The sequence below is a fragment of the Parabacteroides gordonii MS-1 = DSM 23371 genome, from assembly GCF_000969825.1.
In the GTDB taxonomy this organism is placed as follows: Bacteria; Bacteroidota; Bacteroidia; order Bacteroidales; family Tannerellaceae; genus Parabacteroides; species Parabacteroides gordonii.
The window spans coordinates 568302-593622 of record NZ_KQ033919.1; the positions used below are offsets into that span (position 1 = coordinate 568302).

Consider the following 25321-nt stretch of genomic DNA (forward strand, 5'->3'; position numbering starts at 1 on the left):
ACCGATACAAAGGTAAATGGATTAAAAAGAAAAAGCGTAATATAAATTACAGATAATATTACCTTAATTACAGATCCGGTGAATCTTGGTTTATACCCGGTCGATATAAACCAAGGCTCACGTACGGAAACCATAAAATATTTCCCAACCCGGATCACCCGTCTCACAGCGTCTCCTGTTTCAATTGTTCGACGAACTGGTCGATGCGGCGCAACTCTTTCGGTATGTCGATCGCTTGCGGGCAATGTTCGTTGCACTGGTCGCAACCGACACAATGGTCTGCCTGCCGCAGTTTCGGCACGCTACGGTCGTAACCGACCAGGAAGGCACGGCGGGCTTCGCGGTAGTTTTCATCCATCCGGCTCTTCGGTACATTCCCTTCGTTCACACATTTGTTATAATGAAGAAGCACGGCCGGAATATCTATCGCATACGGGCACGGCATACAATATTTGCAGTCGTTGCAGGGGATTGTCGGATATTTGATCATCAGCTGCGCCGTCTCTTCCAGGAAGTCCTTATCTTCATCGGTCAACGGTATGAGCGGGGAATAAGTACGGATGTTATCCTGCAAATGTTCCATATAGGTCATACCGCTCAACGCCGTCAGCACCAACTCCGGCGAACCGGCAAAACGGAAAGCCCATGAGGCGACACTATCTTCGGGGCGGCGCTGTTTCAACCGGGTAACGATATGCTGCGGCACATTCGACAGGCGGCCTCCCAACAACGGTTCCATGATAATTGCGGGGATATTCCGCTTTTCCAACTCCTGATAGAGGTACTCGGCATTCACATTCCGTCCCGTTGCATGACGCCAGTCGACATAATTCAACTGTATCTGTACAAAGTCCCAGTGAACGGTGTCGTGCATAGCCAGCACTTCATCGAATACATCCGACGTACCGTGGAACGACCAACCCAGATGACGGATGCGTCCCGCTTCCCGTTCTTTCAGCAGGAAGTCCAGCATTCCGTTATCGATATAGCGGTCGTTGAACGTCTTCATTCCCTGCCCGCCTCCGATGGAGTGGAGCAGATAGTAATCGAGATAATCCGTTTGCAGTTCACTAAACGACCGGCGGTACATGGCCATCGAGTTTTCACGTGTATAGTTCGAGAAATTAGACAGCTTGGTTGCCAGGTAATACGACTCCCGCGGATGGCGGCTAAGCGCGATCCCGGTAGCCTTTTCCGACCAGCCCTGCACATAGACGGGCGACGTGTCGAAATAGTTCACGCCGTGGGCGATGGCATAGTCTACCAGTTCGTTGACGGCATCCTGGTCGATCAGATCCCCTTTCCCATCGGGTGAAGGGATAGTGGGCCAGCGCATACAGCCATACCCCAGCAGGGAAACCTTATCCCCCAGCTCCGGGAAAGTACGGTAGGTCATCTGGTCGGTCGGAACAGGCGAAGCGGCTTTGCTACCGGAACCTTTCGGGTCTTTCGGGGCGCAGCCATAAAGTGCGGCGGTCGTAGTGGCAGCCGTGATACCTACGATATTCAGAAAATCGCGGCGGTTGATATGTTGATCTTTCATAGGTCTATTCTTTAAACGGATTATATAATTCGGTGTCTTTCATGCCCTTCCACATAGATGGCCGTAAACGGGCGCGAAGGACAAAGGTTCTCACAGGCTCCGCAACCGATGCAGCGTTCGGTGTTAACGACCGGTATCTTCAGGGATTTCGGATCATCCGGATCAGAGGCAACCATCTCTATGGCGTTCGTCGGACAATGGCGGGAACAGTTACCGCACTCGACACCGTCGGTCAGCGGGATGCAATTCGCTTTCACCCACACGGCATGACCGATCTGGACGGACGATTTATCTGCTTTCGTTATCAATGTGATGGCTCCTGCCGGACAGACCTCGGAGCATTTCGTACACTCGGGGCGGCAGTAACCACGTTCGTACGACATTTCCGGCTGCATCAAAGTCATCAAACCACCGGAAGGACGCAAGACGTGATTCGGACAGGCCGAGATACAGAGCTGGCAAGCTGTGCAATGATGCCTCATATTCTGTATGCTTTGTGCGCCGGGGGGGACAATAGCCGTCAGACGCTCCGTTTCTTTCCGCTCTTTTATCGGAGCCAGTCCGCCGTCTCTTTTCATAATGACCTCTTCCACCTTCTTTTCCTGTGCCTTCAAGGTACCGCCCAGCACAACCAGGCCAGTGGCCGACAAAGCCCGGCGACGGGAAAGGTTTGTTTTATCTTCCGGAGCGGGTTGTTCCTCACCGGTTGCCTGCTTCTTTGTTTTCCATACCGGGGCATAGCGAAGCGCATCCTTACGGCAAACTTCGAGGCAGTTCATGCAGGCCACACAACGGCTACCGTCCACTTTATGCTCTTTGCTGTCGATACAGGCTGCTTTACATTGGCGGGCACAAAGACCGCAACCGTTACATTTATCCGTATCTATCGTGATACGGTAGAGGGAAAAGCGGGAGATGAAACCCAGCACTGTTCCCACCGGACAGATCGTATTGCAATAGGTACGTCCGTTGCGCCACGCTAATACGATCAGCACCACCGTTGTAGCCAGGGCGATAAGGAAGGTCGGAAGGCTCTTCATCCATACATCCACCTCATAAAAGGCATAACTCTCCACCCGCTCCGCTAGATAGGCCAGCAGATTGTTGCCCCACATCCAAAGCGGCTGAAACAGGTTATTAGCAATACGCCCATACGCACTGTAAGGAGCGAGCAAAGCGACCAGGGAACCGATCCCCGCCACCAAGGCCAGGATAAAAACGGCCAGTATTCCGTAACGCAACCAGGATAGTGCCGGCGAATAAGAATAGGGTAGCTTCTTCCCTCTCCTGCCGACCCGCGCGATAACATCCTGGAAAACACCCAGCGGACAGATCACCGAGCAGTAAATACGTCCGAAAGCCAGGGTCAGAAGAACTAAAAACAATACGACACCCACATTCAAAGCCAACACGGCAGGTAGGAACTGGATCTTTGCCAGCCATCCGAACCATCCATGCAATGTCCCGGTAAAGTCGAGGAACAACAATGTGATGAGTACGAAGCATACTATGGCTGCTGTCAGTCTGATTTTTCTTAACATTGTATCTCTTTATTGGTTAGTAATACGGTTACAAAGGTGATGGATTTCTACTTTAAAAGATACGGTTGTTTCGTCAAAACGAAAAAAAAGGGAATGATCGCGAATAGGCCTTAATCGCTCACCAGCCACGACTTAAATTCAGCCGCTTTGTTTTTGCTGACATAAATACGCTCCGGCACTTCCACATCCAGCGTGATAAGCAGGCGGCTGTCGAACCAGATTGTTATGTTGGTGACGCTATCCCTGTTGAGAATAAACTGTTTGTTCGCCCGGGTAAAACCGGACGGATCGAGGGAAGGCATTATTTGTTCGAGTGTCCGGGAATACGGATACTTACTGCCATCTTTCAAATAGACGATCGTATTTTTATCCGATGTATAAAAGCAGGAGATATCTTTTACGCTGACCGGCAACAACTTGTCCTTATATGGTAACAGGAATTTATCTTTATACTTAGGTGCAGGTGCTAAACGGGTCAACTGCGACAGATACTGGATGATATCTTGGTGGTTCAGTTTGCCATACTTATCCAGGGCGTGTTTGATATCTTCCACCTTGATGGGTTTCAGCAGGTAATCGATGCTGTTCACCTTAAAGGCTTCGATGGCATAACGGTCGTAAGCGGTGGTAAACACGATGGGCGTTTCGAGCTCGACCTTATCGAAAATATTGAAAGCCGAGCCGTCCGACAGGTGGATATCCATAAAGATCAGTTCCGGTGCCGGGTTCGTTTGAAGCCAGTGGATCGTTTGGGTCACGCTTTCGGTATTCCCCGCAATCCGGATATCGGGCGCGACTTCTTTCAATATATCCACTAAATTTTCATAAGCTGCTGTTTCATCTTCTACAATCAGTACTCTCATAGCTGTATCACTTTAAAGGGAGATAAACCCGGAATATATCCTCATCGCATTCTATCCGGATCTGTTTATTCATCAACAAAGTAAAACGACTTTCCAGGTTCTTGAGCCCTGTCCCGTTCGTGTCGGAAGGAGACAGTTTCGGGTAAACCGGGTTAGAAACCACCAGTTCCCCCCATTCGTTCAGCACGATCGAAACCTCCATCTTATGCTCGCTGTCGATCTGGTTATGGACAACCGCATTATCCAGCAACGGCAGCAAAGAGAGAACCGGCAACCTCAACAGATCCTGCTGCCCTTCTTCCACCTCCACCGAAAAGACCAGTTTGTTGGCAAAGCGTACTTCCATGACATACTGGAAAGACTGTACGAACTCCAGTTCTTCCCGCAGCGAGACCAGTCCTTTCCGGTCGCTTTGAAGGATATAACGGAAGGTATCGGACAACTCATGCACATACATCAGTGTCTTTTCATCGTTCTTCTTACGGATCAATGCGGAGATACCGTTTAGCGAATTAAAGAAAAAGTGCGGGTTGATCTGGTTCGCCAGCGCATCACAACGGCTTTGCAGGTTCTCAAAACGCAGACGCTCGATCTCTTGTTCCTTCTCCCGCTGCCCGGAATACAACATGGATATATAGCCGATAAACGTACAAAGGAAACAAGTGACAAAAAACTGGAAAATCAGGATACTTCCCAACGCATCCGTACGAATCCCCATAGAAGACACTCCATACGAGATAGAGGCATAAAGAAGATAAGCGACGAATGAGAACAGGAAGTTATGCATCAGCCGTTGCTTGAACAAAGCGTCGGGCATCTTTTTCAGGTTATAACGTATCAGCAGGCTGATCAATCCCCAGAAGAAAAAGAAACGGTAAACGAAAAAGGATAACAGAACTACAAGGTCTGTCCCTTTTATATATTTCAATTCCCAAGGGATGCAGGCTATATTGGGATAAACAATAAAAACCGTACTGATCAGGCTGACCAGCGTAAGTCTACGGGTTATATAAATATCGAACGAGTCCATAGCATCTTATTTCCTGAACAAAGAAAAACAAAATAATCGTTACTTCACAGTCCCAGAGAGGGAAAGCGAAAAAAAGGGACTTAAAAACGAAAAGGGCTCAAAGTCGCTCTCCGCGATCTCCGGCGGCGACCTTTCGACATCTGCGGCAGGTCTCCTCTGACATCTGCCGCAGATACTCGGAGACATCTGCTGCAGATATCCGGAGAGAGGTGCCGCAGGTGTCTGGAGAGAGGTGCCGCAGGTGTCCGAGGAAGGGTGCCGCATCCCTCGGAAAAAGGCTGCCGCACCCTGCCGGAAGCCTCTTTATTCAGTTATAAAATAACCATTTTCCACACTCCAGTCGTTGCCGAAGAAGCCTGATACCTCAACTCCACGAATACCTTCTTTCAACACATCTACGTTGAATATTAGTAAATCAGGATAACCGGTGATACCGGAGATATAATCATTCGGATAAGTAGCTTTCATTCCTTCGATACCCGTTCCGGCCACCACGCCTACACTGGCCGTACGACTGTCAGGACGGGGATAGACGAAATAAGTACCCAGGTCGTTGCCCTTCAGCACCTTATCTCCCATACGGATTTCACCTTTCAGAACCTGCACAGGGGCATTCTTCAGGAGTTTGTTCCATGCTTTGTTATTGCTTGCATTGCCGTAAAGCACAACATTGCGGTCGGCATAGGCAGACGGAATAAATTCCCGGTCGGAAATAACGTCGATAGAACCGTTGCCCCTGTAAAGGAATGTTTCAGCGTCGAAACGGGCTTTGTTCTGATACCACGTGTTTTCTTCCTTATTTCCTCCGGTTGCATATACAAAGACCACCTTATTGTCGAAAGCCTGTTTGAAACCACCATAACGCGAGGGATATTTCTCCGTTGCCGGAACCTCGTCCACCAAAGCCCATTTACCGGAAACCTTTTTCAAAACGGCCGGTTTGCCACCATCTGCCCGAAGTGTTTCGTTATCGATCGTTATAGTAGCATCTTCCGACAGCTTCAATGCGGGCAGATCAAATGTAAGGGAAGCCACATTCGAGGTTGTTCCTTCAAGGCCTTTCCCTGTCTGTTTGAAAGAAACGGAAGAAAAGGCATACGCCGTATCCTGCTGGTTGACGGTTACCCAGTAATCTTTGGCAGAGATAGCCGGGGAAGCGGTACAGAACTCCAGTTGCTTCACTTCGTCCGCAGCCGGGACTTTATGCCAGCGGAAATAATCGAAAATAGGTTTCCAGTCCACGCTCTCGTTGCTGTACCAGTGTGAACCGCCCGGATATTCGTAATAACAGAAGTCCGGATGGAATGTGCCTAATATCTCCCGCATCTGGCGTACCTGCTGGATGGGGACTACATTATCCGAGTCACCATGAAGGATATAGATACCCGATTGAAGGAAGTTCTTTTTCAAATCCAGTGTACGTCCGGCATTGGCAGCCTGACAGATCATATCGAAATGTTTCTCACCGGCATTGGCTGCGTCGGCATTCCGCCGCGAGTAACGGGCGATATCCGGATAACTGGCACAGGGAGCGATCGCCGCAAAACGGTCGGGATAGGTAACGCCCAGGAACCAGGTACCGTGTCCACCCATCGAATGGCCGGTCAGGTAGGTATGCGACGGATCGGTTTTAAATACTTGTTCGGCTTCCGCCAGAACTTCCAGCGCATCGATACGTCCCCACTCTTCCCAGTTGAAACCGAACGGGCGGCGGTTGGTCGGAGCCACGATATGCCCCCAGTCTTTCGGCGCATAGGCACGGGCCTGGTTGCGTGCTTCGACAGAGGCTCCATGAACAGATAGGAACAATGCCTGGTTATCGGCCTGCGTAGTAGATGGGGTCACACTGTAATATTGCACACTGCCGTCTACGTGACTGATAAACGTACGTTCATGTATAGAGGAAGCATCCTTTTGCTGTAATGCGATTTCTGCGCGGTCGATCTCCTTTCCGGATTTATCCAGGAGAGTTACAGTCGCTTTCGTCTCTCCCTTTTTGATTGAGGTAGCTGCCGGGATACGGAACTTGAGCTTACGAACCATCATCGGCATAATATCGTCGGTAGCCACGGTAGCCGATTCGCCACTTTCCAACTTACATTGTATCTTTAATCCGGAAAGGCTTTTTTCCTGTGCATTGACAACACGGATAGCCGCCCATTTCTCCCCTGCTTCTCCGTTGATAATATCAGGAAGGGTCATGTCTCTTTTCGTGAACATCACCGGTTTAGACGGGATGATCAACTTAGCTTCGACCCGTCCGAAACGTCCCGGGGTGAAGATAAATTCGTTATTTCCCTTTTGCAAATGGAAAGGGATCAGCGTATAGGCAAAATCATAATGATCGCCTTCGTGGGGCATGCCATTGATAAAAGTACGGGTGTTTCCGCTCGACTCCAACAGGGCCACCTGCGGTTTATCGGCCTCATAGCCTGTATAAACATAGGCGCGACGTAAGGCACGGTTGGTAAACTTGCCGGTCGAGTCGGCTGTGATCGGCGTCCATTGTACCGCCTCCCGGGTACGCCCATAGTTCGTTGCAGTCAGGTCTTTTTCCGTAGGGGTACGGAATTTGCCTGTTGCGATTTCCCACGCAAGGCCATCCGAAGTGGCAAATAAATAACCTGAAGGGGCTGTTACCGGGACAAAATATCCCTGCTTGAAGGCATGAAGGATAATGCCTTCATCCACACGTTCCACTCTCTCTTTGCCAAAGTATTCGACAATATTCCCTGTCGTTTGTTGCGCCAGTAGCGGGGTCATGCTCATAAAAAGCCCGGCAGCAACCATAATGTACATTTTCTTCATGTGATATAATTTAGTGGTTTAAGCGACGACGTTTATTACCAATAATATTGATCCATAATCTCCTTCATGCGGGGAGTGTCTGCATCGGTGTCGTCCACATCGGCACGGAGCTTCAACAACTCCTGCTTCATCTCTTTGATCACGTCTGCATACTGTGGATCGTTGTACATATTTTTATCCTCTTTCGGATCTACCTGCAGGTCGTGGAACTCCCAAGCCGGAGTGGTCGGTTTCGGATCCGAACCGGTTGCATTAAGGCGGTCGCCATAGAGGAACATCAGTTTATAGCGTTCATTACGGATACCCATATGAGCCGGACGGATATCATGGTGCGTCCAGTAACGGTAATACATTTCCTTGCGCCAATCGGCCGGAGTCTGTCCTTTCAGGTTTTCGCGGAAACTCTTTCCCTGCGACAATTCCGGGGCTTTCACTCCTGCATAATCAGCCAATGTAGAAGCGAAGTCCACATTCAGGATAATGTCTTTGTTGCGTGTACCTGCTGGGATTTCTTTCGGGTAACGGATCACGAAGGGCATGTGCAGAGGTTCTTCGTACATCATTCGTTTGTCGAACATACCATGTTCGCCCAGGAAGTAGCCCTGGTCGGAGACGTAAACGACAATGGTATTTTTGCTCAGCCCTTCTTCGTCCAGCATCTTCAGCAAGCGGCCGATGTTATCGTCGATCGTCGCCCCGCAACGCAAGTAGTCCTTGATCATCTTCTGATAGATCTTCTTGCGGGCAGCCACCTTATCCATACCTTTCGTAGAGAAAGGAAGTTCCGGGTAACGGCACCACCAGGCATCCGGATCTTTGGAAGCTGTCTCCCAACGCCATCCCATGTTCTCCAACTGCTGACCTTTAAATGCCCTGCCCGACTCTTCGGGGCCGAACTCCATCATACTTTCGGGTTCAGGGAAAACAACGTCATCGTAAAGATGTTTCATCCGTTCGGGGAAGTCCCAGGGTTCGTGCGTCGCTTTGAAATGGCAGCACATCATAAAAGGTTTATCCTTATCACGGTTGCGTATCCATTCCATCGTCTGGTCAGTTACGATATCGGTAGAGAAACCTTTGACCTCGGTTCCCTGCTTTCCCTTATCGTCATCCACCCAGTTTTCAGCAGTCTTGAAGATCGGGTTCACGTATTCCCCCTGGTCGTGGAAGACATTGAAGTGGTCGAAACCGGCAGGCTGTCTTTTCAAATGCCATTTACCGATCAAGGCCGTCTGGTAACCGCCCGCCTGCATCTGCTTGGCGATATTATCGACCGCAGGCTCCAGTCCGTCTTCCAACGTGTAGACACCGTTACGATGGCTATACGCCCCGGTCATGATAGCGGCACGGCTCGGTGCGGAGATCGAGTTGGTACAGAAACAGTTATCCAGCACACAGCCTTCATCGGCCAAACGGCGGATATTCTCATTCTTAACATAATCGGCTAGGATGCCTCCGTAGACACCCCATGCCTGGGCAGTGTGGTCGTCAGACAAAATAAAGAGAATGTTCGGGCGTTCTCCTGCCTCTTTCTCTGCTTTCTTGTTCGAGCTACAACCAATAACAGGCAGGCATGTAGCCAACATGCCTGCTTTCAAAATTAGATCAGCGTTTTTCATCTTTGTTATTTTAATTTACCTGGTTCGCGGCGTCCTGTTCCCTTGACACGTGTCAGATTATCTCCCAGATCCTTGCGCATATCATCGGCAATCTTCATCAACTTGGCTGCTTCTTCGGGATATTGGGAAATGACATCGTAACGTTCTCCCGGGTCACGACGCAGGTCATACATTTCAGCTTTCTTCAGTTCAAGGTTGGTCAATTGTCCCGGTTGTCCATCGTTGCCCGGCACATAAGCTCCGTAAGTCACGTACTTATGCGGGAAAACAAGCTTGAACATGCCATCCGTAACGGCTTCCAGATCATTCTTATGATAATAATAGACAAACGACTCGCGAGGGTTTGCATCCTTTTCTCCTTTGATTAAAGGCAAGACGCTTACACCGTCGATCTTACGCTGTGGCAGCGGTGCACCGCTGATTTCAGCCAATGTAGGCAAAAGGTCGATATTGGAAGCCAGCTTGTTACAAGTAGTTCCGGGTTGGGTAACACCTTTCCAATACATCACGCAGGGAATACGGTTACCGCCATCGAAGGTAGTCGCTTTAGCTTCACGAAGTCCCCCGGCCGAACCGGCATGGTTTCCGTAGTTAGTCCACGGGCCGTTATCGGAAGTAAGGACGATCAGTGTGTTTTCTTCCAGACCTTGTTCGCGAAGTGCTTTCAATACTTCACCGACACTCCAATCCAGTTCCATCATCACATCGCCATACAATCCCTGTTCGCTCTTCCCTTTAAATTTATCGGATACAGCCAGCGGTACGTGCGGCATGGAGTGTGCCAGATAAATGAAGAACGGTTTATTCTTATTCTTCTTAATGAAGTTGACCGTACGGTTCGTATAATCTGTTGTAAACTGGCTTTGATCCGTATTATAACCGATAATTTCATTTCCGTCATAAGTAGGCAGATCAGGGAAATTGAATACTTCTCCCTGTTGCGGGTGGAAAGGCCACATATCGTTGGAATAAGGCAATCCGTAATATTCATCGAAGCCGTTTTGCAAAGGGAGAAACTGTTTGGCGTCTCCCAAATGCCATTTACCGAAAACGGCCGTACTATATCCTTTCTGTTTCAGAAGTTCTCCTATCGTCATTTCATCAGGACTGATACCATAGTCAGAACCCGGCCCGGGCGCTCCGGCAAAACCGATACGGTTCGGATAACATCCGGTCAGCAATCCGGCACGTGATGCCCCGCTGATAGGTTGTCCGGCCAGAAAATGAGTAAAGCGGACTCCTTCGGCAGCCATACGGTCGATGTTCGGCGTTTTATATCCGTATGCGCCATTATAGGAAAAGTCTCCGTAACCGGCATCATCGAGGTTGATGATGATAAAGTTGGTGTAGTTTGCGGCCACACCAGTCATTGAAAATGCGGATGCGGCGGTTAATAACCATAGTTTACTGTTCATGATATTATGTTTCTTGTTAAACTTTGCGAACTTTAGAGTAGACAAAGTTCGCAAAGTTTTCTAAAGAAACAAATATTCTTACAGTAGTTTTCCCTTACAAATGCTTAGGGTTCAATCACAATTTCAAACTCGTCGCAGTCTCCCGTACGCCAGGCGAACTGTTCCGTTGTCGGAGAAATACCGAATAAAGGAGAATAGGTTTTTACCTTGATCGTTTTCCCGTCGGGCATAAATTCCAGGATACGCAACCAACCGTCGCCTCCGTTCCCATGCCAACCACCTCCGGCAGTCTGGGCATTGAACATCATCTGGAATACGTTTTTCCCTGCGATATTCTTATCTGTACGGCGTCCTACATTGTGGCAAAAATCATCCACCAGGCAATAGTGACCGCAAATCAACATACGAATATTGGAAGACGGGTATAACAATTTCTCCCAGACAGCCTTTCCATAATTAGCCGGAGAAACTTTATAATTCTCGGACTCGATGACCGTTCCATCCCATCTCAAATAGGAATGTGTCAGCACAAAAACCTTATGATCGGCATATTTCTTGCTTGCAGCCAGTTCCTTCGCCCATTCGAGCACCTCGTCACGGGGGGCAAACTCAGTCGTTATGATCAGGATCTTTCCCCAATGCGGTTCGTCGAAAGCAAAAGCGGCGTTCTCCAACGTGGGGAGCCCGAATGCGTTATTACACACGCTGACCAGCGAATTCTTCCAGGCACTGTTACGTTCCACCGGGAAATACTCCGGGAAACGGCACAGGCGGTTTTCCGAACGGGTATATCCGTAGTCATGGTTTCCTCCGCAGATGATATAAGGTATCTTATTATCCAGTTTTGCAAAGGCGTTGGACGCCGCTTTCCATTGCTGGGTACTAGTCTGGTTGCCATTTACATTATCCGGCACGATATATTCGTTTTGCTCCACCAGGTCACCGGTACACAACACAGCCTTTACCGACAACTTCTCCAGGTTGGCTGCCGTCCATGCCGTCATCAGATCAAACAGAGGCTGGTTGGTATCAAATTTGGTATAACTCTGCGGATCGGGTAAAAGGATCATAGAAAACGATTCGGAATCCGTCAGCTCAGGTTTCCCTACTCTTTGCACTCCGCTATTATTCTGAGCTGTTGCCATCAGAAATGGCAACAGCATACATATATAAATCAACTTCTTCATATTATCTACTTATTTATCGACCAATCAATTACCCCAACCGGAATGTTGTTGCAGATTTTTATTCGAGTTCAACTCATCCGCCGGATAAGGCAGATCCAACAATTTATCATCCCAGGTAAATCCGCCTACCCGGGGCCATTCTTCTTTCAAAGTACCCCAACGTTTCAGATCATAATAACGCATACAATCGACTGCAAAAAGTTCCACCCTCGACTCGTAATTTATTGCATCCATCGCTTCCTGGGCGTTACGGATGGTAAAAGCAGGCAATACATCCTTATCGGCCATTCCTTCGGGGATATATTTTTCCCGGTTGGCCAGCGCGAACTGACGGGCACGGGAACGGACTTTCTCTATATATTCCGAACATTTGGCAAAATCAGGAGAAGACTTTAAAGCATAGGCTTCGGCTACATGCAAATAAACCCGCGGCAACAGCATCAGATGAATATCCGCCCGTTTATTCCAGGTATTCTCTCCATACCATACTCCCCTTTTCTGAATATCATAACCGGTTGCCGTATTCACCAGCCAATCCTGTTTCCATTTCATCTGTTTTCCGGTAGTCGTTTCGATATCATCCATGATAGTGAAGAATGTCGCATCAAAGCGCGGATCACGGTTTTTCCAGCTTTCATCTGCATTGTAATAAGGAGACTCACTGACCGGCTTACCGTCTATCGCTTCATAAAAACCGACCAGTTCCCAGGATGGATAGAAATAATCACCGGAATAGGTATCGCCACGCATAACACGTCCGTCCTCTCCCAAATCTTCTATTGTTCCCCAATAGAACTCACGATACGTCTCCACTCCGCTACCGAAACCGACGGAGAAAATGATTTCAGGACATGCCTCATAATCTACCCGCAATACATTACCCGGATTTTCGATCAAAGAATAACCATACTTGTCGACCTGTTCACCGGCTTTTATAGCATTCTCATAATCCTTTTCATACAAATAGACTTCACACAGATAGGCATATGCTGCCCCTTTCGTCGCCCGATTCTGAAACTTGTCTTCCCAGGCATCCGGCAGGTTCTGTGCAGCAAATTCAAGATCGGGAAGGATGGCTTGTTTTATTATCTCACCCTTGGGGGTAGCAGCCAACTGCACATCGTCTTTATTAGTTGGATCCGACACGGAAGCAGAACGTAAAGGAACATCCCCATAGAACTGGATCAGGCGGAAATACCAGAATGCCCGGATAAAATACATCTCGGCCAGATGTTTATTGCGGGTATCCTCATCGATTATATCATCCGGCATGTTCTTAACGCCTTCTATATTTTTATTGCAGACAGCAATTCCCTGATAAGCGCGCTGCCAGATGCCTTTCACCAGATTCGACTCGTTCGGGTTGAAAGAACCGACATAAAAAGGTTGGGCATCTTTAAAACCGGCAGACGACAAATCGCCTGTCATTCCCAGTTCCAACTGAGCATCGGCCCAATGGGCATTCAGTTTCTGTAATTTGGCATAGCATGCCATCGCTGCCAGGTCGGCATGTTCTTTTTGTGTAAAGAATGTCGTTTCATCGATTGAACCGTAGGGATTCCTATCCAGGAAATTATCCATACAGCCTGTTGTCAATACACATGACAAGATCAATAATCCTATTATTTTCGATTTCATAGCCATCTCCTATTAAAATGTTAAATTCAAACCAACCAAAAATATTCTCGGAGTCGGGAAGTCATCCCCCCAGTTCGTATAGTGCCCTACCCCGTTGCCATTCTCCGGATCGAAACCGTCGAATGATTTACTATGAATAGTGAACAGATTCTCGCCCGATACGAATACACGTGTCCTGAAAGACTTTACAGGAACCGTATAGCCTAAAGTCAAGGAACGCAATTTCACGAAAGATGTATTGGCAACCATCAGGTCTGTCATCTCTTCATACGATTCGGATTGGATCAACGCCGGATATTTTCCTTCCGGATCAGAACCCAATGTCCAACGGTTGTCATACCAGTGGCGGCTCATGTTACGGTTAGGGAAACGGTTCTGGAACGACATCGGTGCATGTTGCTTCCTTCCGAAAACTCCGGCAAACACAGCGTTGAAATCAAATCCTTTCCAGTCGGCGGACAGAGTCAGACCGGCACTGACTTTGGGGATATAGCTGCCTAATATGACACGGTCGTCACTGTCTATCTTGCCGTTACCATCCATGTCGACATATTTCAAACGTCCGATCTTGGCATTCCCTTGTCCCATCGCTTTATATTTATCGGCTTCTTCCTGAGTCGTAATCACGCCCCCGGTCTTATAGCCATACAAAGCATCGACCGGTTCGCCGACCCGATTGATCGTCACGCCACCGTAGCTTCCGATGGAAGTTACTTCCTCGGTGACTCCTTCACTTAGTTTCTTTATTTCATTATGCAGGAAAGATACATTCCCTGAAACACTGAAAGTGAAATCCCTTACCTTACCGTTATAGCCGACTTCAAGGTCAAAACCGCGATTCTGTACTTTCGCATAGTTGACATTCGGAGCAGTCATCCCCACCGACAACGGCAATACCATGCTGCGTAAAATACCATCCGTGCTCTTTATGAAATAATCTGCCGTCATAAACAGTTTGCCGTTAAACAATCCCAGATCGACACCGATGTTGGTCATGGTGGTCGTTTCCCATTTCAGTTTTTTGTTGGATAAAGCAGTCTGACTATAGCCGGAATACAGGATCTGATTGTTACCGCCATTGCCGAACATGACTTTCTGGCTTTCCACTGCTGCAATCGTCGGATACCATGAACCGATAGACTGGTTACCTAATTGCCCCCAGGATGCTCTCAGCTTCAATGAACTGATCGGTTTTACCGAAAAGAAATCTTCTTCCGAAATACGCCATGCTCCTGAGAAAGAAGGGAAAACGCCCCAACGTTCGCCGTCTTTGAAACGGGAAGAACCGTCGGCTCTCAAATTGACGGAGAAAAGATATCTCCCGGCATAATCATAATTGATACGCCCAAACCAGGAAGCCAAAGCCAGTTGGCTCTTTCCACCTTCCAATGTCCGGTCGGTCGAATTCGTTCCGCCATCGATCACATGCATATTATCGACTTCCGATACGAAATCCTTTACGACTCCTTTCAGGTTATCTTTGGAGAATAGCTGCTGGGAAAAACCTCCCATCGCATTGATCGTGTGCTTACCGAATACTTTATCGAAATAAAGCAGATAGTCTGTTACCCACATAAACTCTTTCTGACGATTTTCCGAATAACTATTCTGGCTATTGGTCTGTCCCCCGTCACTGAAAAGAGGTAAAAACGATTTGTCTTCCGAATAAACCATATCAATACCTCCGTTGAAACGGAATTTCAACCAGTCCGTAAACTTATATTCGACAAACAGATTATCCAGTACACGGTAGTTATCATTCGTCGGGGTATTCCAACCCACTTCGGCAATGGCATTCTTGGAACTGGTATAGGCCGGATCCGGTTCTCCATAGGTTCCATCTGCATCGTAGGCCGGAATGATCGGAGCATTGAAGATAACATCGGAATACCGGTTATCCTTGCTTCCTTTGGTGTTGCGGTAAGCCAAGTGCACATTATTACCGATAGTCAGGCGGCTGTTAACCTGCCCTTCAATATTGGCACGTAAAGAGGCTTTCTGGAAACCGGTATTAATCGCAATACCATCCTGGTTCAGATATTCCGCCGACAAGTAATAACGGGTTTTCTCTCCACCGCCGGAGACACTTGTATTTATATTATAGGTAGGCGCTGAGCTATAAATATGATCGCTCCATTTTGTTCCTTTCCCGAAGGTAGCGGGATCGATACCGTCAAATTTAGTTGTAGGATTACCTCCGTCGATAGCCTGCTTATTATCGCGCATCTCCTGGATAGCAGAGACAAATTCTTCAGCAGTCAGCAAATCCATAATGCTGGAAGCTTTTTGAATACCCCATGTCGCATTGACAGATACTTTGGCTGCACCGGTCGAACCTTTCTTGGTTGTGATCAGAATCACACCATTGGCCGCACGCGATCCGTAAATGGCAGCAGAGGAAGCATCCTTCAGGACATTCACCGTTTCAATATCACCGGGATTCAATGTTTCAAAGCCGGACGTAACAGGAACACCGTCGATAATGATCAGCGGATTACTATCGCTACCGCTTCCGAAAGTCCCGACACCACGTATCTTAATGGAAGTTTCTGCACCGGGGAAACCACTGCTACTCAAAACGGACATACCCGACATCTTACCCTGTAAAGCTCCTCCAACCGAAATATTAGAATTGGTAGCCAGGTTTTCACCGCTCAGGACAGAGGCTGCTCCCATCAAATCTTTTTTCTTCATCGTTCCATAACCAACCACTACAACTTCTTCCAGGTTCTGGGCATCTACCTGCAATTTAAGATTATGTACAGTCTTATTTCCGACTTTTATCTCCATAGGAAGATACCCGATGTAAGAAACCAGCAGAACGTCATTGTTTCCGGCTTCAATCACATACTTTCCATCCAGGTCTGTCACCGTGCCGTTTGTAGTTCCCTTGACCACAATATTTGCTCCGATAACAGGTTCTCCGTTTTCATCTACAATCACACCGGAGACAGGACGTAATGACCGGGAAGCAGAGGCTTCTCCTCCGACTGCTTTCTTGCTGACTGAAATCGTATTATCAGTCCGCTCAAAATTTAATCCTGCCTGCCTGGTTATTTCTGCCAATACAGTAGAGAGAGAAGCATCCCGAAAGCTTAGGCTTAAGGATTGATTGGCTTTAAGGACAGTTTCTCCATAAAAGAACTTCAGTCCTGTTTTCTCTGATATCTCTTTGAATACCTTTTCTACAGGCTGATTTTGCACTTGAATTGTTATTTTCTCTGATCGGTTGGTCTGGGCGGTTACAGGTTGCAAACACAAAATTGCTAAAAAAACAAAATGAATGAAATAACCAGCCCAGCGATACTTCTTATTAGTTAGGAAGTTCATAACTTTGGGAGTTTAATTGTTGTTTTAAATAGAAATATTAAAAACGACTCCGTATAAAACAATGCCGGGAGTGGACGCTTGGCATTATTTTACAGGATTTTGAAAGGAAGGTCTGCTTCAGGTCTTCCTTTTCTTTTGGTGTTTTCTCAGGTTGTATCTTTCATAACTTTTTCGATTAACAGGTTAATAATCTGATCTATTTATAGAAAATAATTTTATCGCCCTCCTTTCGGTATTTTATATCCGTAGAATACTGAATAGACTTAAGTACAGACTCAAGACTTTTATTATCATGTTCCCCATAGATATAATCATCATAGGGTTTATCACCCGACAGTTCAATCTTACAGTTATACATCCGCTCCAACTCCTTGACTACACTACGGATCGGGGTCTTATTAAAATACAGGCCTCCGTCTATCCAGACCGTTGCATGGCGGGCACTTTCGTTTCGCTTCTGTATCTCACCGTTTTTCCGGGAAAAGACAAGCTGTTCGTCGGGTAACAAGCGCATCATTGCATCGGTCATATCTACCTGGACTTTTCCGGAGCGTACACTTACCAGAATCTGTTCATCCACATCATAAGCTTTTACATTGAATGAAGTACCCAATACTTTTACACTGGCATCTTTTGTGGATACTACAAATGGTTTATCTTCATCATGCACCACTTCGAAAAAGGCTTCTCCATCCATTTCTATCCGGCGGAAGTCCTGTGTAAACCGTTCCGGGTATTTCATGAAAGAACCGGCATTCAGAATTACTTTTGTCCCATCCGGCAAAACAATCCGCTTATGCTCTCCATTTTTAACCCTTATTTCCGTGTATGCTATATTTTGCATGTCCGTGATCCGTGTAAATTGATATGCACCGAATCCCACCGATACAATAAGAGCAAAGATCGCAGCATATTTAAGTAATGAGCCAAACGGTATTTTTCTCTCCTCTTTGCGTATACGGGTTAATAATGCTCGCGCTTCCGCTGTATACTGTTCATGCTGCAAGGAAGTCGTTTCTTCTTCTGGTACTGATTGCCAAACCAGATCCATTTCTTCATTTATCTCTTTTGTATACTGCTGCGAACGAAACATATCCATGATCCGATTTGCATCTTCACAGGTATATATTCCACTGATAAATCGTTTTAAAATTATATTTATATGCTTCAATTGCTCCATATCTTTTTACGTGTCTATTAATAGTACAGAGATAAGCAGCGCAACTGGGATACCGTTAACTTTTATTATACATTTAAGCAGAATAGAAGTAACAATAGATCGGTATATGTCCCGGCATATTTAGCCAGGTAAATGCGGATTATCTTCAATGAAGCTGAGATATGTTGCTGAACCGTATAGACGGAAATACCTAATTCGTCGGCTATTTCTTTATGCGATTTCATCTCTTTCCTGCTCATATCGAATATCCTTCGTTGTTGGGTAGTCAGGTTCATTAGGGCTTTCTCCAACAATCCGTTCAAATCAGCATCCAAGATGGCTTCCTCCGTATCATTTGTGATTTCTACTGCCGCCGATAAAATTTTATTCTTTAGTTGTTGTTCTTTATCGATACCGGCGAGCACGTTCAATATCCTGTTCTTTACAATAGTATAAATATAGGGTGCAAAAGGAGACTCCGGATTAAGGAACCGACGATTCTGCCACACAGAGGCAAAAGCATCCTGATAAATATCTTCAGCAAATTCCTTGGATTTCAGAAATGTCATGGCAAAATACATCAGCCTGTTCTTATACAAAGCGTATAATTCACAGAATGCGGTTTCATCATCATTGAGTAATCCCGTTATTAGTTGTCGTTCCTGTTCCGAGTTGATATACATCTATTATAAATCTCCCTTTTCTATACTTGCAGATACTTTTTCAACCGTCAAATATAAAAACATTCCGTTATATCCCCTATTACATTTGGAAGAAGTATTTGTTTCGGTTGCAACTTTCTCATGGAAATATCAGCAGGAAAGTGTACATTTGTGTGATTTTTACGAAAGGATTAGATTGCAGATGAAAGTATGTATTGCTGAAAAACCGAGTGTGGCACGCGAGATTGCCGAAGTACTGGGGGCTACAAAAAGAATGAATGGGTATATTGAAGGAAACGGATATCAGGTTACCTGGACATTCGGACATCTGTGTACACTAAAAGAACCGCATGATTATGCCGACGAATGGAAACGGTGGAGCCTGAGTGCCCTTCCGATGATCCCTCCCCGCTTCGGTATCAAACTGATCAGTAACCCCACTTACGAGCAGCAGTTCAAGGTGATCGAGACCTTGATGCAGAATGCCGAAATGGTGATCAACTGCGGTGATGCCGGCCAGGAAGGGGAACTGATACAGCGCTGGGTAATGCAAAAAGCCGGATGTACTTGTCCGGTGTACCGCTTATGGATTTCTTCTCTGACAGAAGAAGCTATCCGCGAAGGTTTCCAGCACCTGAAAGAACAAACAGAATTCAGAACATTATATGAAGCCGGGTTGTCGCGTGCTATCGGCGACTGGTTGCTCGGTATGAATGCGACCCGCCTGTATACGATCCGTTACGGACAGAACCGTCAGGTGCTTTCTATCGGACGTGTTCAGACACCGACACTGGCCCTGATCGTCAACCGCCAGGCAGAGATCGACAATTTCAAACCCGAACCTTACTGGGAATTGAAAACGATCTACCGGAATACTACCTTTTCTGCTACAAAAGGGAAATTCACTAAAAAAGAAGAAGGCGAAGCTTTCCTTGAAGTTGTACAAAAGGAAGACTTCACCGTCACCGATATATCTGAAAAGAAAGGGAAAGAATACGCTCCGCGGCTTTTCGACCTGACTTCATTGCAGGTAGAATGCAACAAAAAGTTTGCTTTTACCGCCGACGATACATTAAAACTGATCCAGTCATTATACGAAAAGAAAGTGACCACCTATCCGCGTGTGGATACTACTTTCCTGAGTGATGACATCTACCCGAAGGTACCTAACACCCTAAAAGGGCTGGTCGATTATACTGAGTTGACAGCTCCGGTATTAGCCGCCAAGATCCCTAAGAGCAAAAGGGTATTCGACAACTCTAAAGTAACAGATCACCATGCCATTATCCCGACCGGGGTACCGGCCCGTAACTTGACGGAAAACGAGCGGAAGGTATACGACCTGGTTACCCGCCGCTTCATAGCCGCCTTCTATCCGGATTGCGATATATCTACCACCACCGTGCTCGGTAAGGTAGACAAGGTTGATTTCAAAGTAACCGGAAAGCAGATCCTCAAACCGGGATGGCGCGTTGTATTCGGTGCCGAACAAAAGGATCCGGATGCCGAACCGACCGAAGAAGAAGGTGTATTGCCGGACTTCGTAAAAGGTGAAAGTGGCCCGCACAAACCTATTTTAAAGGAAACATGGACTACTCCCCCCAAGCCCTACACGGAAGCGACATTGCTCCGTGCGATGGAAACGGCAGGTAAGTTGGTCGATAATGATGAACTTCGTGATGCCTTGAAAGAGAATGGTATTGGCCGTCCTTCCACCCGGGCTGCGATAATTGAGACATTGTTCAAACGTAATTATATCCGCAAGGAACGTAAGAATCTATACCCGACAGCCACCGGTGTGGAACTGATCGACACTATACATGAGGAATTACTCAAAAGTGCCGAACTGACAGGTCTTTGGGAAAAGAAACTGCGTCAGATCGAACGGGGCACTTACGAAGCACGGACATTCCTGGAAGAATTGAAGCAAATGGTCAACCAGGTAGTCATCAACGTTCTGTCTGACCAGTCGACCCGTAGAATAACAATCGAAGAGGCTGTCAAAGAACAGCCCAAAGAGGAGAAAAAAGAAAAGAAACCGCGTAAGCCGCGTGCAAAAAAGGAAGAGGCTCCGAAAGAGAAAACAGCTCCCAAACAACCGGAAAAACCGGTTTGTCCGGTCTGTAAGAAAGGAAGTATCCTGCGGGGTAAAACAGCTTACGGTTGTTCCGAATATAAGAAAGGCTGTACCTTCCGCATGGATTATGCGACTTATGGCGAAGGGCTATCGGATGAGGAATTGGCAAAAGTGATCGGTAAGTTATAACTACATGGTCACTTATCGTTATAATGTTCTTTTGCTTGTACAACCGTTACAATCACCCGATCTTCTTCGACTGTATAGATTAATCTGTCTTTTTTATTGATACGACGAGACCAGTAACCAGACCAGTTCCCCCGTAAAGGTTCAGGCTTACCGGTACCGGTGTAAGGATGTTCACGCAGTTCATCTAACAAAACATTCACTTTCTTAGCACCGACTTTATCACCAGTGTAAGAAAAAGAAGCAATATCTATCTTCGCATCCTCAGTAATAATTAATGTATATCTCATAAACCAAGTAACTCCTTCTGAAGTTCAGGAGTCAATTCCACCACCTCACCATTCTCTTTCTGCTTTACTGATTTCCGGAAATGGGCAAGATTCGCCGGATTAGTAAAAAAGGGATCTTCTTTCGGAGTGGTAATACGTTTAATGGAAGCTTTCACTTTCTTTACTAATTCCATATCATCCAAATCTAATATTATTCTCGCCAATTCGGCTTTTTCAGCTTCCAAGGCCATAGTTGATTTTGTCATAGTTATTCCTTTTTATTATGTCCTTGACAAAAGTAACAATTAAATTCCATATTCCAACAACCTTTATTCCTTATCTTTGTAGCCTCAAAAACAAAGAAAAAGATGAGAGACGAATGGTTCCCTCTGGTAAACGAGGAGGGAGAAACAATAGGCAAGGCGACCCGTAAAGAGTGTCACAGCGGAAGTAAGCAGCTGCATCCGGTTATACATCTGCATATCTTCAACAAGGAAGGCGAATTATATCTGCAAAAACGCTCCATGACAAAAGATATCCAGCCCGGTAAATGGGACACTGCCGTAGGCGGGCATATCGATTATGGCGAAACAGTAGAAGAGGCTCTTCGTCGGGAAGTGCACGAAGAGTTAGGAATAACAGACTTTATTCCGGAATTTATCACCCGCTATGTCTTTGAATCGTCCATCGAAAAAGAGCTGGTCAATACATTTCGTACCATCTATGACGGTAAAATCATACCGGACACCGAAGAGTTGGACGGCGGACGTTTCTGGCCGATAGAAGAGGTGAAAGCAAACCTAGGGAAAAACGTATTTACTCCTAACTTCGAACAAGAATTCCGACGATTATTTCTATAACATATTAAAAACGACACAAAAACCCTTCACCTTTCACCCAAACAGGATAAACTGCTATAATACAAAACATAACAGTTCATTTTACAGGTGAAAGGTTTCGTCAAAAGGTGAACGGTTTCATTCAACCGTTCACCTTCATATTTTTCTAACCTTTCCTTATCAAACAATAATAATTCCCAGTCTTTGTATGTATCTTTCGGATGCCTGATGCATTCAGCATCTTACCGAAGCGGCAGGCGGAAGTATTACTGAACTTCCGTTTGGAACGTTCCGAAATAATATCCAACAACTCGACCGACGTAAACCGCTCCTCCTTCTCCCCCTCTTCCGGCAAACGGAAATAAGAAAACAGATATTGCATCTCCAGCGGTTCGTCCTGGAACCCGGCATTACTTTTTGTCAGCAACTGCTCCTCCTCACTATTCAGCCAATAACGCTCACCCGAACGAATGGCATGGACCGCCTGGGCATACAATTGTTCATACTCTACAGGCGCCGATACATCGATTGCCCCTGTCACCTGCACACAAACATACCGACGGCTTCCCGTCGGATCGGTCAGCAACTCCATCGGATTAGCTGTAGCCGAAAATGAAGCCAGACGTCTCATCTGCTGAAATGTCTTCTGATGCGGACGGCGTACTTTCACTTCCGGCTTCTGGATCAAATGTTTCAGATCCGCCTGATATTTCTTGCTTAAGCGGTCGAACTCATCGATGGTAATCAACAGGTTTTGTGCCATCAGCAATTCCGCTTCACTTTTATTCTCGAGATTAATACTTTCCGCATGATAATCCCTTAACACCGGCGGGAGAAGCAAACGAAAGAAAGTCGACTTTGAAATGCCCTGTCCCCCAACCAATACGGGCACCAGGCTATTGGCATACAAACGGTCCGTCTTCTGCCAGTGGGCAACCATACTGATAAACCACACATAAAAACGGTTCCTCCATTCGCCATCTTTGGTCGGCACCGTATCCGCCAGTGCACGTATCCGGTCTTTCCCATCCCATGCCGGGAGATTATACAAAAACTGCTCCAGCGGATTATAATTCGGAACTCTGGGAGAATAAATATACCGCCGCACATCTTTATCCCATATATCGAGCCCCTCTTCCATGGCATTCAGGCAAATACCATTCAACACCTCCGCCGTGACAGGCCGGAAACGGAAACAGAACGAATGCTTCTCCCTGTATTCCACCTCACCGATAATTTCATTCTTACGAAACTCGTACCGCCGCTTCAGAAATTCCTCCATGCGTGCCAGCAAATTCATAGGAACCGGCAGACAAGGTTTCTTCCCGAACGACTTACGCGCAAGATACACATTATGCACAGTCAGTCTCAACAGGTTCTGATCTTCTAAACTCCACATCCGGAAATAAAGCCAGCGAACCGTATCTTCCTCCGGGACACCGGAATCGAAACACAACGCACTTACCGCCGCTACAAAATCCTTCGGTTCTTCCTCTCCCCATCCGGCTCCATGCTCCCGGTAAACTTGATTGAGGCAGGTTTCAAAAAGCATTTCTATCTTCTTCCGTTGCTCCGTTCCCGGCAAGATACGCGCCAATGGATCGTCTGACTGTATGACCTGCTCCATATATCCCGGTTCTTCAGGCATTGCCAGCGGTTGTTCCATCCTGACCGGCAATGCTTCCGGATTATAAAAACATTCCGGATCATAGGACAATCGACATCCCCGGTCGAGCGAAGGTTCCTTTATATCGACTTGCCATTGTAACTGTGCCTGATAATGCAATACCGCCCTGCGATAAGCGTGCGCATGGAAACAGATGGCCTTCTCCCGGTCGACCGGTAATGTACCGTCGGGCAACGTATAACGCACCACAACCTTGACACTCAGACCACTCGAACCAATCATAGCCAGCAAGGGTTGGTTGTACCTGACTATTTCGTCACGCAGCCGCCTGGCTTCCGAAAGATTGGCTAAACGATTAAACTCCAGCAGAATCAGTCCGTTATAATGCTTCCAAACCTGATCTTTATAACCGGATGCAAAAATTACCACCGGAACTTTCTCTGCATCTGCCACCCGATTTCCCGGTGTACAATAGGGAATCATTTCACGCATATTCTCCACCGGTTTAGCCTGAGTCGTATCTTTAATACGCGCTACCACCGAAGCCAGCTCCACCAACTTACCGGGACCTAGATTTCCTTTTAATAACGTAACTTTCATTTTGTATCCTCCTTCTCCGGTAAGACGTAAACAGCCACTTTCGGCCCACCCAGGCGAACGATCCGTCCCTGCTCCCTCAACCGTTTCAGATCTCCTTGTGCCAGATAACGCGAACAGACATTCACTCCCATACAATCAGAACTGGACACCTCCCGGTGGTTCGAGAGATAACGCAGGATGCGTTCCTGCCGCTGCTCCGGAGTATACGCATCTTTTCTCCTGTAATCCGTTGCCCGCTCGAAAGTCATCGAATTCATCTCCTTTTTCAACTCCTTGCAAGCCCGGAAAACAACTTTCGAAAAGTGAATACTTTCCGCCCTGATCTCTTTGGGGTTACGTATCGGCGGACATTTCGCCGTCACAGAGAACAAACCGATCCCGTCGATCTCCACCGGATTACCCTCCTTCAGCGCCAGGATTAACTCTTCTTTAAAACAAGTCATCAGACCTTTGACCTCTCCTTCATTGAAGGTACTACGATCAGCAATCTTCTCACATAACTTCTCAAAACGCAGCACCTGCCCTTCCACGATACGGGCATGCAGCACTCCCTCCTCTTCTTCTGTCTGATGCGGGGAATGGGGATTTTTGTAAAACAGATACTTAGCCGGCATATACAATATTGTGTTTTTCTACCCCTTACCCTAGTGTACAGTAAGAGGTTAGTTAATACTCTTTAAGGCAAACCCTATAACTTATTTACTTAACGACCAAGGTCGGCAAGCTTACCTAGCACCGTCAGTATGCTTAACGACAACGGTCGCAAAGGTTAACGATCGCCATCCGTTGGTTTATAAGTCGTAACTAAAGGTATAGATTATTATTGGTTTTATGGTAATATATAGGGAGGAAAGTGATAATTATTTTAAGGGAGAAAGGGGGGTAATAAATAAAAGGTGAAAGGTTTGCATCAACTATTCACCTTTTC

Annotated in this window: 18 protein-coding genes; 2 read left to right on the plus strand and 16 right to left on the minus strand. The window is 46.8% G+C overall.

All coding sequences use genetic code 11. From position 1 onward, the window contains the following. Positions 1-163 precede the first annotated feature (163 nt). From HMPREF1536_RS02245 to HMPREF1536_RS02300, 12 genes are all read right to left on the minus strand, one after another. Entirely contained in the window at positions 164-1543 is a 1380-nt protein-coding gene (locus tag HMPREF1536_RS02245) for an aldo/keto reductase (protein ID WP_028728520.1), read from the minus strand. A gap of 20 nt (positions 1544-1563) precedes the next feature. Continuing rightward, positions 1564-3084 (minus strand): 4Fe-4S binding protein, encoded by a 1521-nt coding sequence (locus HMPREF1536_RS02250; RefSeq protein WP_028728521.1) that lies wholly within the window; start codon positions 3082-3084, stop codon positions 1564-1566. Positions 3085-3194: 110 nt separating this feature from the next. Further along, positions 3195-3947, minus strand: coding sequence for a LytR/AlgR family response regulator transcription factor (locus tag HMPREF1536_RS02255; protein ID WP_028728522.1), 753 nt, complete (start codon positions 3945-3947; stop codon positions 3195-3197). Between the two features lie 7 nt (positions 3948-3954). Next, the gene (locus tag HMPREF1536_RS02260; protein WP_028728523.1) at positions 3955-4977 is read right to left on the minus strand and encodes a sensor histidine kinase; all 1023 of its coding nucleotides are present in this window, start codon (positions 4975-4977) and stop codon (positions 3955-3957) included. Positions 4978-5280: 303 nt separating this feature from the next. Continuing rightward, positions 5281-7785, minus strand: coding sequence for a carboxylesterase family protein (locus tag HMPREF1536_RS02265; RefSeq protein WP_225608110.1), 2505 nt, complete (start codon positions 7783-7785; stop codon positions 5281-5283). A 35-nt stretch (positions 7786-7820) separates the two neighbouring features. After that, positions 7821-9404 carry a sulfatase family protein gene (locus HMPREF1536_RS02270; protein ID WP_028728525.1) on the minus strand — a complete coding sequence of 528 codons (1584 nt, stop codon included), beginning with the start codon at positions 9402-9404 and terminating at the stop codon, positions 7821-7823. A gap of 5 nt (positions 9405-9409) precedes the next feature. Continuing rightward, positions 9410-10819: a sulfatase family protein gene (locus tag HMPREF1536_RS02275; RefSeq protein WP_028728526.1), complete on the minus strand. Its 1410-nt coding sequence runs from the start codon at positions 10817-10819 to the stop codon at positions 9410-9412. A gap of 104 nt (positions 10820-10923) precedes the next feature. Beyond that, complete coding sequence (locus HMPREF1536_RS02280) at positions 10924-11982, minus strand: metallophosphoesterase (protein WP_225608124.1); 1059 nt, start codon at positions 11980-11982, stop codon at positions 10924-10926. A 48-nt stretch (positions 11983-12030) separates the two neighbouring features. After that, positions 12031-13644: a RagB/SusD family nutrient uptake outer membrane protein gene (locus tag HMPREF1536_RS02285; protein ID WP_167331510.1), complete on the minus strand. Its 1614-nt coding sequence runs from the start codon at positions 13642-13644 to the stop codon at positions 12031-12033. A 12-nt stretch (positions 13645-13656) separates the two neighbouring features. Next, entirely contained in the window at positions 13657-16974 is a 3318-nt protein-coding gene (locus tag HMPREF1536_RS02290; RefSeq protein ID WP_028728529.1) for a SusC/RagA family TonB-linked outer membrane protein, read from the minus strand. 196 nt (positions 16975-17170) lie between these two features. Continuing rightward, positions 17171-18154: a FecR family protein gene (locus tag HMPREF1536_RS02295; RefSeq protein WP_028728530.1), complete on the minus strand. Its 984-nt coding sequence runs from the start codon at positions 18152-18154 to the stop codon at positions 17171-17173. A gap of 65 nt (positions 18155-18219) precedes the next feature. Beyond that, positions 18220-18816: an RNA polymerase sigma-70 factor gene (locus tag HMPREF1536_RS02300; RefSeq protein ID WP_028728531.1), complete on the minus strand. Its 597-nt coding sequence runs from the start codon at positions 18814-18816 to the stop codon at positions 18220-18222. 181 nt (positions 18817-18997) lie between these two features. On the opposite strand from HMPREF1536_RS02300, the gene HMPREF1536_RS02305 reads away from it, so the two are divergent. After that, on the plus strand, positions 18998-21061 hold the full coding sequence (locus HMPREF1536_RS02305; protein ID WP_028728532.1) for a DNA topoisomerase 3: 2064 nt from the start codon (positions 18998-19000) through the stop codon (positions 21059-21061). 8 nt (positions 21062-21069) lie between these two features. On the opposite strand, the gene HMPREF1536_RS02310 is transcribed toward HMPREF1536_RS02305, so the two are convergent. Both HMPREF1536_RS02310 and HMPREF1536_RS02315 read right to left on the minus strand, forming a co-directional pair. Further along, positions 21070-21348, minus strand: a complete 279-nt coding sequence (locus tag HMPREF1536_RS02310; protein WP_028728533.1) for a Txe/YoeB family addiction module toxin — start codon at positions 21346-21348, stop codon at positions 21070-21072. Next, complete coding sequence (locus HMPREF1536_RS02315) at positions 21345-21593, minus strand: hypothetical protein (RefSeq protein WP_028728534.1); 249 nt, start codon at positions 21591-21593, stop codon at positions 21345-21347. Before HMPREF1536_RS02315 ends, HMPREF1536_RS02310 begins: the two co-directional genes overlap by 4 nt. Positions 21594-21695: 102 nt before the next feature. Here HMPREF1536_RS02315 and HMPREF1536_RS02320 point away from each other — a divergent pair, with 102 nt between their 5' ends. Beyond that, positions 21696-22187, plus strand: a complete 492-nt coding sequence (locus HMPREF1536_RS02320; protein WP_028728535.1) for an NUDIX hydrolase — start codon at positions 21696-21698, stop codon at positions 22185-22187. A gap of 145 nt (positions 22188-22332) precedes the next feature. Here the strand turns inward: HMPREF1536_RS02320 and HMPREF1536_RS02325 are convergent, their stop codons facing one another. Together HMPREF1536_RS02325 and HMPREF1536_RS02330 are read right to left on the minus strand one after the other, a co-directional pair. Then, the gene (locus tag HMPREF1536_RS02325) at positions 22333-24393 is read right to left on the minus strand and encodes a VapE domain-containing protein (RefSeq protein ID WP_028728536.1); all 2061 of its coding nucleotides are present in this window, start codon (positions 24391-24393) and stop codon (positions 22333-22335) included. After that, positions 24390-25007 carry an HU family DNA-binding protein gene (locus HMPREF1536_RS02330; RefSeq protein ID WP_028728537.1) on the minus strand — a complete coding sequence of 206 codons (618 nt, stop codon included), beginning with the start codon at positions 25005-25007 and terminating at the stop codon, positions 24390-24392. The genes HMPREF1536_RS02325 and HMPREF1536_RS02330 overlap by 4 nt, the downstream gene beginning before the upstream one ends. Positions 25008-25321: the final 314 nt, after the last annotated feature.

Excerpts from the sequence above, each read along its gene's own strand:
- HMPREF1536_RS02315 (WP_028728534.1), bottom strand. The coding sequence starts at position 21,593 with ATGACAAAATCAACTATGGCCTTGGAAGCTGAAAAAGCCGAATTGGCG.
- HMPREF1536_RS02305 (WP_028728532.1), top strand. The coding sequence starts at position 18,998 with ATGAAAGTATGTATTGCTGAAAAACCGAGTGTGGCACGCGAGATTGCC.
- HMPREF1536_RS02330 (WP_028728537.1), bottom strand. The coding sequence starts at position 25,007 with ATGCCGGCTAAGTATCTGTTTTACAAAAATCCCCATTCCCCGCATCAG.
- HMPREF1536_RS02275 (WP_028728526.1), bottom strand. The coding sequence starts at position 10,819 with ATGAACAGTAAACTATGGTTATTAACCGCCGCATCCGCATTTTCAATG.
- HMPREF1536_RS02325 (WP_028728536.1), bottom strand. The coding sequence starts at position 24,393 with ATGAAAGTTACGTTATTAAAAGGAAATCTAGGTCCCGGTAAGTTGGTG.
- HMPREF1536_RS02250 (WP_028728521.1), bottom strand. The coding sequence starts at position 3,084 with ATGTTAAGAAAAATCAGACTGACAGCAGCCATAGTATGCTTCGTACTC.
- HMPREF1536_RS02270 (WP_028728525.1), bottom strand. The coding sequence starts at position 9,404 with ATGAAAAACGCTGATCTAATTTTGAAAGCAGGCATGTTGGCTACATGC.
- HMPREF1536_RS02285 (WP_167331510.1), bottom strand. The coding sequence starts at position 13,644 with ATGAAATCGAAAATAATAGGATTATTGATCTTGTCATGTGTATTGACA.
- HMPREF1536_RS02295 (WP_028728530.1), bottom strand. The coding sequence starts at position 18,154 with ATGGAGCAATTGAAGCATATAAATATAATTTTAAAACGATTTATCAGT.
- HMPREF1536_RS02310 (WP_028728533.1), bottom strand. The coding sequence starts at position 21,348 with ATGAGATATACATTAATTATTACTGAGGATGCGAAGATAGATATTGCT.
- HMPREF1536_RS02290 (WP_028728529.1), bottom strand. The coding sequence starts at position 16,974 with ATGAACTTCCTAACTAATAAGAAGTATCGCTGGGCTGGTTATTTCATT.
- HMPREF1536_RS02255 (WP_028728522.1), bottom strand. The coding sequence starts at position 3,947 with ATGAGAGTACTGATTGTAGAAGATGAAACAGCAGCTTATGAAAATTTA.
- HMPREF1536_RS02265 (WP_225608110.1), bottom strand. The coding sequence starts at position 7,785 with ATGAAGAAAATGTACATTATGGTTGCTGCCGGGCTTTTTATGAGCATG.
- HMPREF1536_RS02245 (WP_028728520.1), bottom strand. The coding sequence starts at position 1,543 with ATGAAAGATCAACATATCAACCGCCGCGATTTTCTGAATATCGTAGGT.
- HMPREF1536_RS02300 (WP_028728531.1), bottom strand. The coding sequence starts at position 18,816 with ATGTATATCAACTCGGAACAGGAACGACAACTAATAACGGGATTACTC.
- HMPREF1536_RS02260 (WP_028728523.1), bottom strand. The coding sequence starts at position 4,977 with ATGGACTCGTTCGATATTTATATAACCCGTAGACTTACGCTGGTCAGC.
- HMPREF1536_RS02320 (WP_028728535.1), top strand. The coding sequence starts at position 21,696 with ATGAGAGACGAATGGTTCCCTCTGGTAAACGAGGAGGGAGAAACAATA.
- HMPREF1536_RS02280 (WP_225608124.1), bottom strand. The coding sequence starts at position 11,982 with ATGCTGTTGCCATTTCTGATGGCAACAGCTCAGAATAATAGCGGAGTG.